Origin of the sequence: Bombilactobacillus thymidiniphilus (assembly GCF_023380245.1) — a bacterium.
GTDB classification, from domain to species: domain Bacteria; phylum Bacillota; class Bacilli; order Lactobacillales; family Lactobacillaceae; genus Bombilactobacillus; species Bombilactobacillus thymidiniphilus.
Genome location: NZ_CP093365.1, coordinates 1,088,852 through 1,102,033 on the forward strand (window position 1 = coordinate 1,088,852; position 13,182 = coordinate 1,102,033).

Annotated in this window: 13 protein-coding genes and 1 tRNA gene; 8 read left to right on the plus strand and 6 right to left on the minus strand. The window is 37.0% G+C overall.

All coding sequences use genetic code 11. The annotated features are described in order from the left end of the window. Positions 1 to 32: 32 nt before the first annotated feature. From MOO47_RS05540 to trpX, 3 genes are read right to left on the minus strand one after another with little or no spacing between them, the layout of a single operon-like run. On the minus strand, positions 33 to 797 hold the full coding sequence (locus tag MOO47_RS05540) for an ABC transporter ATP-binding protein (protein WP_249512466.1): 765 nt from the start codon (positions 795 to 797) through the stop codon (positions 33 to 35). Further along, on the minus strand, positions 784 to 1,689 hold the full coding sequence (locus tag MOO47_RS05545; protein WP_249512467.1) for an ABC transporter permease: 906 nt from the start codon (positions 1,687 to 1,689) through the stop codon (positions 784 to 786). Before MOO47_RS05545 ends, MOO47_RS05540 begins: the two co-directional genes overlap by 14 nt. Continuing rightward, positions 1,686 to 2,684, minus strand: a complete 999-nt coding sequence (gene trpX, locus MOO47_RS05550) for a tryptophan ABC transporter substrate-binding protein (RefSeq protein WP_317617085.1) — start codon at positions 2,682 to 2,684, stop codon at positions 1,686 to 1,688. The genes MOO47_RS05545 and trpX overlap by 4 nt, the downstream gene beginning before the upstream one ends. A 391-nt stretch (positions 2,685 to 3,075) precedes the next feature. Between trpX and MOO47_RS05555 the strand changes: the two genes are divergently transcribed. After that, the gene (locus MOO47_RS05555; protein ID WP_249512468.1) at positions 3,076 to 4,104 is read left to right on the plus strand and encodes a branched-chain amino acid aminotransferase; all 1,029 of its coding nucleotides are present in this window, start codon (positions 3,076 to 3,078) and stop codon (positions 4,102 to 4,104) included. A 3-nt stretch (positions 4,105 to 4,107) separates the two neighbouring features. On the opposite strand, the gene MOO47_RS05560 is transcribed toward MOO47_RS05555, so the two are convergent. Continuing rightward, positions 4,108 to 5,403, minus strand: coding sequence for an APC family permease (locus MOO47_RS05560; protein WP_396022025.1), 1,296 nt, complete (start codon positions 5,401 to 5,403; stop codon positions 4,108 to 4,110). Between the two features lie 72 nt (positions 5,404 to 5,475). Between MOO47_RS05560 and MOO47_RS05565 the strand changes: the two genes are divergently transcribed. From MOO47_RS05565 to MOO47_RS05590, 6 genes are all read left to right on the plus strand, one after another. Continuing rightward, positions 5,476 to 6,231 (plus strand): GH25 family lysozyme, encoded by a 756-nt coding sequence (locus MOO47_RS05565; protein WP_249512470.1) that lies wholly within the window; start codon positions 5,476 to 5,478, stop codon positions 6,229 to 6,231. Then, entirely contained in the window at positions 6,232 to 7,227 is a 996-nt protein-coding gene (locus tag MOO47_RS05570) for a Gfo/Idh/MocA family protein (RefSeq protein ID WP_249512471.1), read from the plus strand. After that, complete coding sequence (locus MOO47_RS05575; protein WP_249512472.1) at positions 7,224 to 8,399, plus strand: DEAD/DEAH box helicase; 1,176 nt, start codon at positions 7,224 to 7,226, stop codon at positions 8,397 to 8,399. Before MOO47_RS05570 ends, MOO47_RS05575 begins: the two co-directional genes overlap by 4 nt. A 46-nt stretch (positions 8,400 to 8,445) precedes the next feature. Beyond that, positions 8,446 to 8,519, plus strand: a tRNA-Arg gene (locus MOO47_RS05580). Positions 8,520 to 8,807: 288 nt separating this feature from the next. Continuing rightward, positions 8,808 to 9,950, plus strand: coding sequence for a non-hydrolyzing UDP-N-acetylglucosamine 2-epimerase (gene wecB / locus MOO47_RS05585; RefSeq protein WP_249512473.1), 1,143 nt, complete (start codon positions 8,808 to 8,810; stop codon positions 9,948 to 9,950). Between the two features lie 23 nt (positions 9,951 to 9,973). Beyond that, positions 9,974 to 11,323, plus strand: a complete 1,350-nt coding sequence (locus MOO47_RS05590; RefSeq protein WP_249512474.1) for a serine hydrolase domain-containing protein — start codon at positions 9,974 to 9,976, stop codon at positions 11,321 to 11,323. Positions 11,324 to 11,332: 9 nt separating this feature from the next. Here the strand turns inward: MOO47_RS05590 and MOO47_RS05595 are convergent, their stop codons facing one another. Both MOO47_RS05595 and MOO47_RS05600 read right to left on the minus strand, forming a co-directional pair. Further along, on the minus strand, positions 11,333 to 11,800 hold the full coding sequence (locus MOO47_RS05595) for a GtrA family protein (protein WP_260523917.1): 468 nt from the start codon (positions 11,798 to 11,800) through the stop codon (positions 11,333 to 11,335). A gap of 13 nt (positions 11,801 to 11,813) precedes the next feature. Continuing rightward, complete coding sequence (locus tag MOO47_RS05600) at positions 11,814 to 12,266, minus strand: flavodoxin (RefSeq protein WP_249512476.1); 453 nt, start codon at positions 12,264 to 12,266, stop codon at positions 11,814 to 11,816. Between the two features lie 127 nt (positions 12,267 to 12,393). On the opposite strand from MOO47_RS05600, the gene map reads away from it, so the two are divergent. Beyond that, positions 12,394 to 13,182: a type I methionyl aminopeptidase gene (gene map, locus MOO47_RS05605; protein WP_249512477.1), complete on the plus strand. Its 789-nt coding sequence runs from the start codon at positions 12,394 to 12,396 to the stop codon at positions 13,180 to 13,182.

The window sequence follows — 13,182 nt, forward strand, 5'->3', positions numbered from 1 at the left end:
ATAAGGCTTATTAATTATACATATAAATAATTTTAGTTTGCTCTTTCAAATATTTGTAGCAATTGTTCTTTGGTTAACTGGGATTTTTGTGTGGCATCAAAATCATATTTGATTTTACCTTGATCTAACACTAATAAACGGTTGCCAAATTGCAAAGCGTCATCCAATTGGTGCGTAATCATTAAGCAGGTTAACCGGTCTTTATTAATATACTTGTTAGTTTGTGTCATTAAAGTGTGGCTAGTTTTGGGGTCTAAAGCGGCAGTATGCTCGTCTAGCAATAGTAACTTTGGACGCACTTGTACAGCCATTAAAAAACTTAGTGCTTGTCGTTGACCACCTGACAAATTTTCGGTGGCAGTGTTTAAGTGTTGATCTAAATCATTGTACATCGCTTGCGTAATTTGTTGGAACTGACCTAAATGCTGTTTCAAATGACGGTTACGTAAACGGCGTTTTTGTCCACGATGCAAAGATAATAATAAATTTTCAGCAACTGTCAACCGAGGCGCCGTACCAACTTTGGGATCTTGGAAGACGCGACTCAAAAATTTAGTTCGCTGGATAACTGACCAATTAGTTATTTCTTGCTCTTGCAAAAAAATATGGCCACTACTAGGTAATAAATTGCCACTAATAGTGTTAAATAAAGTTGATTTTCCAGCACCATTTGCTCCCAAAACGGTAATGAAATCTTTTTCATGAATTGTTAAGTTTAGATTATTTAGAATTTTGTGGTTATTAGCGGTCACGGAAACATTTTGCATGGTTAATAATGGTTTTTTAGCGTCGATCATAAGGAGTCAAGCCTTTCTTGAGAACATTACTTAAGTGTAGTTTATTTTTTAAGCTTGGCAAAATTAAGCAAGTTGCCAAAATCAGAGATGAAATCAAATTAAAGTCATTCGTATTGAAACCTAATTGTAAGACAATTAGTAAAACTAAACGATACAAAATACTGCCACAAATGACTGCCACTAGACGTTGATTGAGTGTAAGTTCACCAAAAGCTACTTCGCCGATAATAATAGAAGCTAGTGCAATAACAATAATACCAATTCCCATGTTGATATCAGCATAACCGTTATTCTGTGCGATTAAGGCACCGCCAACAGCGATTAGGCCGTTAGAAACAACTAATCCTAAAATAGTCATGTTATCCGTATTGATACCTAAAGAATGCGCCATTTTAGGATTGTCACCAGTAGCAATGAAAGCTTGACCTAAGTCGGTTTGTAAAAAGAAAGCTAGCAACAAAGTAATAACAATCATTAAAATTAAGCCGACGCAAACACTATCAAAATAGTTGGGTAAAGACTTTAGAAATGAATTACTAAAAATAGTTTTTTTGCCTAAAAGAGAAATATTGGCACTACCCATAATACGTAAGTTAACTGATAAACAAGCATTCATTACCAAAATACCAGCTAGTAAAACTGGGATTTTTCCTTTGGTGTACATCAAACCAGTCAAAAGTCCCGCACAACTACCAGCCACGAAAGCCAAAATTGTGGCTAATATGGGATTCAAACCGTGTGTGATTGCAGTTACTGCAGTAGCTGCTCCTAATGGGAAAGTCCCTTCTACCGTCATGTCTGCAAAATCTAAAATTCGAAAAGTCAGGTAAAGCGCCACACCCAAAATGGCCCATAATAGACCTTGACCAATGCTGGAAACAACCATACTCATTTAAAAATCACTCCCTTTTGTTGTGCGTTATGAATTAATTGATGAGGAAATTTGATGTCTAATTGTTTTGCTTCCTTGAAGTTCAGTACTACTTGCCCATGTGTTAAAAATTTGATGGGATAAGTTTTGGGGGCGCGCCCTTTCAAAACTTGTGCTGCTATTTTGCCCGTTGCTTTACCTACAGCAAATTGACTGGTGGACACTGTCGCTATTCCGCCATCTTTGACCATGGTGTCAACTGCTGGAATAACCGATATTTTGGCTTTATTAGTGACAGCAACCAATGTTTTCATGGCACTAGCAACACCGTTATCTTGTGGCGCGTAAACGACGTCTACCTGTCGACTCATAGTTTGGGCTATTTGTTGCATGTCATTGGTATTGGCGATCGTAAAGAGTTTGGGTTGTAAATTATTTTTTTGGCAAAGTTTTGCAAATTTTTTAGCATTATATTCGCCACCCTTATCAGAAGTTGTATAAATAATACCGATTCGTTGTGCTTGAGGAAACAATTGTTGTATTAAATTTAATTGTTCTTTGAGCGGGGATTCGCCGGAAGTCCCGGTAACATTATTGCCAGGTCGTCGCTCACTTTTGATTAAATGTCCACCAACTGGATCAGTAATACCTCCTAGAATGACTGGAGTTTTTTGATTAGCTGCTTTAGCTAAAGATTGGGCAGCTGGTGTAGCAATCCCCACCACTAATGCATCATTGTTATCGATAAATTTTTGACTCATCGTCTTCAGGTTGCTTTGATCATTTTGAGCATTTTGGTAATCAATTTTGATATTTTTATTGGGAGTATAGCCTTCTTGTTTGAGACCAGCGATAATGCCACGATGAATGTCATTTAAAGCCGGATGATTTACTAATTGTAAAATCCCGATAGTTGGAACTTGTTGAGTGGTATTATTTTTGGGCGATTGCATTTTAACAAAAGCAAATGTTAAAAATAAAAACACTACACTAATAAATGCTACTAATCTTTTCAATGAAAGTACCTCTTTTAAAATTAAGCAAAATAAAAGGACAAACCAGCAGCACTGATTTGTCCTAGGAGAACGCATTAGCTTGCTAGTAACTTTAAATTATTCCTGCAAGCTTGCTATGATATGAATAAGCTGGCAGAACACAAACTGGAAGCAGATTGTGTTCACCTTGGAACTACAATCTACACACTTGTGCTTTGCCAATAGCTATAATTGTAATTAAAGCTTATCAATGACATCATTTTCCCTCCACTGTTTGAATTACTAAAAATGATACTGCTTAATAAAATGACTGTCAACTCCTCAAATAAATGAGCAATTTGATAATGGTAATTGACATCAGTCAGTTAAATGGTACGCTGATAAACAATAACATTATTGGAGGTAATTAATTATGGTTAAAAAAGAAGATGTTGATTTTAATAATTTGGGATTCGATTACCTTAACTTGCCGTATCGATATCAAGCTATTTATCGAGATGGTGATTGGCAAGAAGAAGGCTTATTAACAGACAATGAAATGCATATAAGTGAGGCCGCGACAGCTTTGCATTATGGTCAAGCAGATTTTGAAGGTCTAAAGGCATATCGTACTAAATCAGGTCAGATTCAATTATTTCGTCCTGAAGAAAACGCGCATCGTATGCAAAAAAGCTGTGCGCGTCTATTGATGCCACAAGTATCAACTAAGATGTTTGTTGATGCAGTTAAAAGTGTGGTGCGTGCTAATGCGGATTTTGTGCCACCTTACGGTAATGGTGCCACCTTATATTTACGTCCCATTATGATTGGTGTAGGTGATACTTTGGGGGTTCATCCGGCTAGTGAATATATTTTTCGTATTTTTGCTGTGCCTGTCGGCAATTACTTTAAAGGTGGCTTAACGCCTACTAATTTCACTACTTCTCAGTACGATCGAGCAGCGCATAAGGGAACTGGTCAAAATAAAGTTGGCGGTAACTATGCGGCTAGTTTAATGCCTGGTGAACAAGCGCATCAAAACGGCTATTCTGATTGTGTCTATTTGGATCCCATCGAACATAAAAAAATTGAAGAAGTTGGTTCCGCTAATTTCTTTGGCATTACTAAAGATAATGTTTTTGTTACCCCAAAATCGGACTCTATTTTGCCTAGTGTCACTAAGTATTCGTTATTGTACTTAGCGGCTAATAATCTTGGTATGCAAACTAAAGAAGGCGACGTTTTCATTGATCAATTAGATCAATTTACTGAAGCAGGGGCTTGTGGCACAGCAGCAGTGATTTCACCAATTGGTGCTCTAGAACATGAAGGTAATGTACATGTTTTCTATAGTGAGACCGAAGTTGGTCCCGTAACTCAGAAATTATACGAATTGTTAACGGGAATTCAATTTGGTGATATTGAGGGTCCCAAAGGTTGGATCCTGCCAGTAACGGAATAAAGATTATTTATTTTGCCAATAGTAAATCGGCAAGCCCGAGAGGGTTAGTAAAATGCCAATAATTGCTAAGCTTGGTTTGGTTATTGTTGTGGTGATAATGATAAATAAGCCGCCTAAAATAGCAAGAATTGGAGTTAGTGGATAGCCGAATGTTTTATAAGGACGAAGTAAATCAGGCTTATTTTTGCGTAATTTAAAAACGCCGATGAACAATAAAATAGAAAAAATCCATGAAATATAAACAAGCATGTCTGTCAATGAGTCAAACGTGCCTGAAAAAATCATAATAATAGCGATGATGCCCTCAAATAATAAACTGTTTGTGGGCATTTTAGTAATAGGCGAGAGCTTTGCAAAAAATTGTGCTTTAGGCAACTGTTGGTTAGCGCCCATTGCGTAAGGCATACGCGATCCGGTAATGCAATGACCGTTAATAGCACCATAAACCGAAATTAAGATTCCTAGAGTTAATATTTTGCCACCACTGTTGCCGAGTAATTTTTGTGCAGTTAAGAAAGCTGTATTCTGATTGCCAATGATTTGATTTAACGGCAAAGTCCGCAAAAAACTCAAATTCAGTAGCAAATAAATAATAGTAATTGCAACTAAACCACCAATAATTGCTCGCGTGAGATTTTTAGCTGGATTTTTCAGTTCACCGGCCAGATTACCGATACTCAGCCAGCCATCATAAGCAAATAAAGTAGCTAATAAAGCTTGACTTAAAGCAGAAATGAAACTTGTATGTGTACCATTAGTTAATGGCCACAAATGTACTTGGACAGGATGGGTATCAACCAAAGATGCGATGATCAAAATGAAAATAGGCAATAATTTAACTATTAAAGTTAATTTTTGGACCCAACCGCTGAAGCGGGTACCCAACCAATTAATCAAAAGAATTGATAAAGTGGTCAAAATTGCTAAAGGGATGGGATTAGCTAGCGGCAAATTTAATAAATTAATAGCTTGTGTGGCAAAAACAATTGCTAAAGCAGCAATATTTGCTGGATAATAAATAATAATTAATGACCAGCCAAATAAGAAGGAAATTTTTGATCCATAAATTTCCTGTAAATATTTGACGGGACCACCATTTTCGGGGAAGGCAGCGGCTAATTCAGCAATGCACAAACCAGCAGTGATAGCAATAATGCCTGCTAAAAGCCATACAAAAAGTGTTAAGCTGGTACTGTGTGTCAGTGCAGTTATGGTAGCAATTTTGAAGAAAGCACCTCCACCGATGACAGTTCCCATCACGGTGGCTAGCGCTGACGTTAAGGTTAGTTGACGTTTCATGATTTTCATTCCTATCTTGTATTAAGCATAACTTAAAAAGTATATCGTAAATGTGACTTTTGAGGTAAATTATTGAAAGATAAATATCAATTACGTCATCAAAAAAAAGATTTAAGTTTTTCTCGTAATTTATTTTTGATGTTCTTGACTGTTTTTTTAGTAATGATTTTGTTAGGTAGTTGGCTAATACGCTATTGGCAACGTGATGGTCGTCCCAATATTAATGATTACCCGGTTTTGGGGGTTAGTTTGAGTCAAGAAGATGGATACCAAGATTTTCGTTTGCTGAAAAAGCACGGAATTGATTTTGTTTATTTAAAAGCGACTCAAGGCGCTGATTACTTCGATGATGCTTTTAATACTAATTACTTTTTGTTGCAAGGTGCGCAAATTCCTTTTGGAGTTTATCATTATTTCAGTTTTAGTACGACTCCGCAACAGCAATTCGTTAATTTCAAAACTAATGTTCAGCAAAATATTGGTACGCTACCAATTGTTATTCAGGTTAATAATTATCAGGAAACATTGCCCAAGCCAGCAACTGTTAAAAAATCTGTTTCGCAATTATCAGATTTATTGCTAAAATATTACCAGCGTCCGGTGTTGATTGAAGCTGATCCCCAATTTAATTATTTGAAAGATGTTACAAATAACAGCTTATGGTTGCAACAACGACCACATCCAACTAATAATTTAGTGGTGACTTTTTGGCAATACAGCAGTCACAGCAAAATTCCCAGTTTGGCTTCGGATAATCGTTATCATTTATCAGTTTTTAATGGCACACAGGAGCAATGGGATCATTTTAGGCAGACAGGGGGTAATTAAATGTTAAAACTAGGCGTGATTGGTACTAATTGGATTACGAAGCAATTTGTCGAAGCTGTGCAAGAAACAGCAACTTTTCAACTGACAACTATCTATTCACGTACTATGGAGCACGCTTTGGAATTTAAAGAACAGCTAGCGAATGGTTCTTACCAGCTAGAAACTAATTTAGAGCATTTTTTGAGTAGTACAGAAGTAGATGTTGTTTATGTAGCATCACCAAATAGCTTGCATTTTGCACAAGTTAAACAGGCAATTTTACACGGTAAACATGTCATTGTGGAAAAGCCACTTGTTTCGACTCGCACAGAATTTTTGGCGCTACAAGAATTGTTAGCGCAACATCCTAAAGTATATGTATTTGAAGCGGCGCGCCATATTCATGAGCCAGAATTTAAGTTTCTACAAGCGAGTGTTGCAGCATTACCCAAAATTGATGGTGCAACGATTACTTATCGTAAGTATTCTAGTCGATATGATCAAGTTTTAGCTGGGCAAACACCCAATATTTTTTCACCTGTTTTTTCAGGAGGAGCCTTATATGATTTAGGTGTTTATTTATTGTATGATGCGCTGTGCTTGTTCGGTATGCCGGAAAAAAGTGAGTACATGCCCCAAATGTTACCGACTAAAGTCGATGGTCAAGGCACGATTATTTTACATTATCCTACATTTGATGTTACTTTATTAGTTGGCAAAATAAGCAATTCTTTTTTGCCATCAGAAATTTATAGTGGGTCCAAGACTATCTTGTTTGATGATGGCGGGACAGTTCGTAAACTATGGAATAATGAAGTAACGACACCGATTGTTTTTCCTGAGCATAATCCGATGTTGGCAGAAGCACAAGTTTTCAGTCAAATCCTTCAAAAACAAGATCGTGGAGCTTTCAATAAATTATGGTCTTTAGCAGACCAAGTTAACCAATTATTAACTACATTACGTACCACAGCTGGCATTGAATTTGCTGCTGATTCAGAAATGAGGAACCAATGACAATCCCCCAAGCTTTTCAAGAATATTACCAAAAGCATCACTTTAAAGAACTAACACCAATTCAAGCACAAGTTTATGAACCTTTATCGCAGGGTGCCTCAGTATTAGCATTAGCACCAACCGGATCAGGTAAAACATTAGCTTTTGGCATGCCTTTAGTCCAAACAGTTCAACCAGAAGGTGGCGTTCAAGCTATCATTATTGAGCCTTCGCAAGAATTAGCGATTCAAACGCGCGATACAATCCGTGAACTGAATCCTCAATTACAAGTTTATGGCTTAATTGGTGGCGCTAATATCAAACGGCAAATTGAACATTTAAAAACTAAACCAGAAGTGATTGTTGGCACAATTGGGCGTTTATTTGATTTAGTTGAAAAGCGTAAATTAAAGCTTAAAAATGTGCAGCATGTGATTATTGATGAAGCTGATGTAATGTTAAGTGATAAATTAGGTGAGGTCCGTTCATTATTAAGTCGTATTCCGGCTGATTTTCAGTTAGCGCTATTTTCGGCAACAGTAGCACCAATTTTTGAGCAATTGTCGCGTTGGTTTAATCAACAGTTTATGACAATTGATTTACGGCAGACTGGCAATTTTCGGGCCGGCATTAAGCATTATTTTTTGTTGACATCCAATGCACATAAGGCTGATGTTGTTCAACAATTGGCGCATCGTTTGAAAAAAAGTAATCTGGTTTTTTATCAATCTAGTAAAGAACTGCATCATTGGGCGGCTGATATGCGCTATCGACGGACTTATTTTGCAGTGCTTGATACCAGTGATCCTAAAAAAAGACGTGAAGATGCATTGAAAGCTTTGCGTAATCATAAAACCTCGCTTTTATTAACGACTGATGTAGCAGCACGGGGCATGGATATTACAGGATTGTCCACTGTCATTAATTTTAATAATCCACAGGATCTGACCCAATATATTCATCGCAGTGGGCGCACAGGTCGTATGGGCAGTAATGGTGAGGTTATCACCTTAGGCAATGAACATGATTATCGCCAATTACAAAATATGTTACGCCCAGCTAAAATTAGGTTGCAACAAGTACAATTACAAGATAAAAAATTGCTGTTAAATAATGCTTCAACTGCTCCACGTGTAACTTTCAAGAAAAAGAAAACACATGGATCTAAAAATAAAGGTCAGCACAATAAATAATATCGGACCTTTACAAGGATAACTTTTCGTGGCAAGATAATGCTATGGTCTCGTAGCTCAGCTGGATAGAGCAACTGCCTCCTAAGCAGTAGGTCATCGGTTCGAATCCGATTGAGATCATGGTTTGAATAGTCATAATGACGAACACTGCTGAATTTGGCGGTGTTTTTTTATTAGCAAAGGTAATTGTATAAAATGCTGAGTAAAACAACGGTGATTAAAATAAATATGCTTAAAGCTAACCAACCCAAATATCTTTTTTTGGTACTTATTAAATAGTAAATTGTGAAAATACCGCCAAAGCCACAAATAAATAAGCCAAAACCTAGAATTAATAATTTTAACAATGTTATTTCCTGCTTATAAATAAATTTGATATAATTTGGAATGACGAATGGGAGTATAGTAATGCGAAAAATTAAAGTAATGACTGTTTTTGGTACGCGACCAGAAGCGATTAAAATGGCACCACTGGTTTTAAAATTGCAAGAACAAAAAGAATATTTTGAAACAACAACAGTAGTGACTGCTCAACATCGGGAAATGTTAGATTCTGTTTTGGATATTTTTAAAATCAAACCGGATTATGATTTGAACATTATGAAGCAAAAACAAACCCTGAGTGGTATCACGAGCTCTGTTTTGTTGGAATTGGACAGTGTTATTGAAAAAGTTCAACCAGATATCGTGTTAGTTCATGGTGACACAACGACAACATTTGCTGCGGCGGTATCTTCATTTTACCATCAAACTGCGATTGGGCACGTGGAAGCTGGTTTGAGGACTTGGGATAAATATTCTCCTTGGCCGGAAGAAATGAATCGGCAGATGACAGATGATTTAGCGGATTTATATTTTGCACCAACAACGCAAAGTAAGACTAATTTGTTAAAAGAAAATCATTCTGCAGAGCGGATTTTTGTGACGGGTAATACGGCCATTGATGCCTTAAAGCAAACTGTACAAACTGATTACCAACACGAAGTTTTGGCTGATTTAGATACCAATAAGCGTATGATTTTGGTGACAATGCATAGAAGAGAAAATCAGGGTAAACCTATGCGACGAGTGTTTAAGGCAATGTTAGCAGCTGTCCAGTCGCATCCGGATGTGGAAATTGTTTATCCGGTGCATCTGAATCCTGTAGTTCAAGCAGCAGCTCAAGAAATTTTAGGCAATCAAGCACGAATTCATCTAATTGATCCCTTAGATGTAGTTGATTTTCATAATTTAGCTGCACGCTCTTATTTTATCATGAGTGATTCTGGTGGGGTACAAGAAGAAGCACCCGCGTTAGGTAAGCCGGTCTTAGTTTTGCGTGACACGACCGAGCGTCCTGAAGGAATTGTTGCCGGCACTTTGAAGCTAGTAGGTACTGATCCAGCAGAAGTGCGTCGCGAAATGGAAAAATTATTAGATGATCAATCAGCTTATCAAGCTATGGCACAAGCTAAAAATCCTTATGGTGACGGTTTAGCTAGCGAACGCATTTGTGCAGCTATTCGCTATCATTTTCAACAAATAACTGAGAGACCGGCGGAATTTGAATAATTGTGCTTCATGGGGAGCAAAATATGGATCTGGATAAAATTATCCAATGGGCGGAAGTTGCGCAACAACAATTTGATTTGCCTAGCCTAGGAATTGGAATTAGTCAAGGAGATCAGCATTTTACTGCGGTTTATGGTGATGCTGATGAACAAACTTTATATCCCTTGGCTTCAATCTCAAAAACATTTTTAGCCACAGCAATTTGTCGGTTGGCACAGCAACAACGCATTGATTTGGATTTACCATTAAAAAAATATTGGTCGGATTTTCGATTGCAAGATTCTTATGCCACTACTCATCTGACATGGCGTGATGTGTTGTGTCATCGCAGTGGTTTGCCGGCACACAATGTAATGCGTTTTACTAATCGCAACAAACAACAGCTTTCGCTAGAACAAATAGCTACTAAAGTTCGTTATCTACAACCAAGTTGTGAATTGCGCTATAAGATGCACTATAGTAATTTGATGTATGCAGTGGCTTCTTACGCTTTTGAGCAAGTGGTGCAAGAAGATTATGGAACTTACTTACGTAAAAATTTGTTGCAGCCCTTAAATTTGCAGCACACGTATATCAATCATCATGAAAAATTAGATGCACCGATTGTTACACCATACATCAAAACGACTGCTGGGCAAGTAATATCGGTTCCGTTTATTGCACCAGGACCTGTTGGTGGTGCTAGTAGCATGTTAGCCACAATTGCTGATTTATTACATTGGGGCGAGTATCAATTAAAAAGTTTCCAAGAATCTGCTAATCCACGTTTTCAACCACAGATGGTGATGTCTTCTCGCAGTTCACTCAATGGTGCGGTTATTAACTATGGTCTTGGCATGATGTTAGAAAATTATCAAGGTTATCAATATTTTTATCACAGCGGGTCGTTCATTGGCTGTTGCTCATTAATGGGGATAGTGCCTGAACTGGATTTGACATTTGTCTTGACGACTAATTTGGATTCAACTACAGCTTTGTTCGCGCTAGCTTATCAAATTATAGATTTAGCCATTGGCAACACATCTACTGATTGGTTGCCAAAAGGTTTAGAAGTTGATCAGCAGCGTCGAGAACAAGTTTTACAGCGCCAAATTCGAGCTAAAGCAATGAAAAGTGTGGCGGTGGTTCCTGAATTATTAGGTGATTATCAAAATGCTGGTTACGGATTAGTAACGATCACAAAACAAGACGATTGTTTGCAAATAGTCTTAGGGCCAGTAATGGCACAAATTTTACAAGATGCACAACGGCAAATGTTTGTGCAGTTGCCAGAATCATCAGAGTTATTGCCTTTGACCATTAATTCCAGTGTCTTGCAATTACACACGGAACCAGCTATTAAGCAACCTACTATTTTTCAAAAAGTTAATTAAAAAAGACCATCATTTTAAATGATTGGTCTTTTTGATTTTTAAATTAAGATTACTAATATATTGAACTAAATGACTGCTTTCACGCGAAAAAATAGCTTGGGTGGATAAGTAATTTAGTAAACCAACTAAAATTTGGTCACCCACTTTGACTAAAATATTATTCCAGTGCAATAAATTAACACCTAGCCACATAAAAATGTTGTCACAAATTAAAGCTAAAATACGTTGGGATAAAAATAAGCAACTTTCACTGCCAAAAGATCTTAAACTCTTAAATTTGGATTTGAAAACAAACTTTTTGTTGGCAATGAAAGAAAAAATATTAGCAAATAGCCACGCCCACGTATTAGCTGCTAATATATTTATTCGGCACTGATTGTGTAACAAACTAAATATAATGACGTTCAATATGGAAGCTAAAAAACCGTATATGGAGTAAATAAAAAAATTATGATACTTTCTAAAATGAAATTTCATGTTGAGTTCTTTTCTATGCGAATTTTGCAATAATTTGTTGAGCAAATTCGTCCAAATTAGCGATATCTTGGCTGTTAGGAGCAAGCTCGACTTTGACACTTGGGGCACCTTGCAGAGCACCTGCTTGTTGAAAAGCAGTTGTGAAGTGATCTACTGCGACACCAAATTCCTCATAAAAAGTATCACCTGAACCACACACTCCAAAAGTTTTGCCTGTTAAATCACTATCTAATAAATCATGGTAGAAATCCAAACCCTCATCAGGAATATTACCTTCTAGACCATCAGAGTAAGTGTAGCTAACCATGATACATATATCGGCGTCTTGATAATCTTGTACGTCGGTTTGCGAAATTTCGGAAATATCGACCTCCATGCCAGCTTCTTCGAAATTTTCACTCAAAATATCGGCCATATCTTCATCATTACCAGTCATACTGGCAAATACTATCTTAACTTTTGTCACTAAACTAACCTCATTTTAAATTCTTTGATAATATTATAGCAAAATATCGGCAAAAGCTCAGAACTAGATTCTCTATTAGATCACAGTGTTATAATGTTAAGCAGAGAAAATAACGGAGGTATTGTATTTGATTACGTTAAAATCAGCACGTGAGATTGAAGGAATGCGCAAGTCTGGAGCTTTATTAGCACAAACGCACTTGGGTATTAGCAAAATTATTAAACCGGGAATTTCCAGCTTTGAAATTGAGAAATTTGCGGATGATTTTATCACTAAAAATGGTGGCCATCCTTCCGAAAAAGGTTTTGAGGGTTATCAATATGCAACTTGTGTCTGTGTTAATGATGAAGTTGCGCATGCAGAACCCCGTAAAAATTTAATTTTAAAAAAGGGTGACATCGTTAAAGTAGATATGACCGTGGAGTTGGACGGTTATCAAAGTGATTCTTGTTGGTGTTATGCAGTTGGTGAAATTTCTCCTGTTAAACAGCATTTGATGGAAGTTACTAAAAAAGCTTTGTACTTAGGCATTGATCAAGCGCAAGTTGGCAATCGTTTAGGTGATATCGGTTATGCAATTCAGCATTATGTAGAAGATATTGAACATTATGGCGTGGTGCGCGATTTGATTGGTCACGGTATTCAACCAACAATGCACGAAGCACCTAATGTGCCACATTATGGTGAACCAGGTAAGGGGTTACGTTTGAAAGAAGGGATGACCATTACGATCGAACCAATGGTTAATTTAGGTACTTGGGAAATAACTAGCAAATTTACACCTAATGATTGGGAATATTTTGTATCTGCAGATGGGACAACTTCAGCACAATATGAGCATACGATTGCCATTACCAAGGATGGACCGAAGATTTTAACATCACAAGATCCCATTGCTGATCAAAAATATTTATAA

Bases quoted from the DNA above. Each gene is read 5' to 3' on its own strand.
- MOO47_RS05540 (WP_249512466.1), bottom strand. From the start codon at position 797: ATGATCGACGCTAAAAAACCATTATTAACCATGCAAAATGTTTCCGTG.
- MOO47_RS05545 (WP_249512467.1), bottom strand. From the start codon at position 1,689: ATGAGTATGGTTGTTTCCAGCATTGGTCAAGGTCTATTATGGGCCATT.
- MOO47_RS05555 (WP_249512468.1), top strand. From the start codon at position 3,076: ATGGTTAAAAAAGAAGATGTTGATTTTAATAATTTGGGATTCGATTAC.
- MOO47_RS05560 (WP_396022025.1), bottom strand. From the start codon at position 5,403: ATGAAACGTCAACTAACCTTAACGTCAGCGCTAGCCACCGTGATGGGA.
- MOO47_RS05570 (WP_249512471.1), top strand. From the start codon at position 6,232: ATGTTAAAACTAGGCGTGATTGGTACTAATTGGATTACGAAGCAATTT.
- MOO47_RS05575 (WP_249512472.1), top strand. From the start codon at position 7,224: ATGACAATCCCCCAAGCTTTTCAAGAATATTACCAAAAGCATCACTTT.
- wecB (WP_249512473.1), top strand. From the start codon at position 8,808: ATGCGAAAAATTAAAGTAATGACTGTTTTTGGTACGCGACCAGAAGCG.
- MOO47_RS05590 (WP_249512474.1), top strand. From the start codon at position 9,974: ATGGATCTGGATAAAATTATCCAATGGGCGGAAGTTGCGCAACAACAA.
- MOO47_RS05595 (WP_260523917.1), bottom strand. From the start codon at position 11,800: ATGAAATTTCATTTTAGAAAGTATCATAATTTTTTTATTTACTCCATA.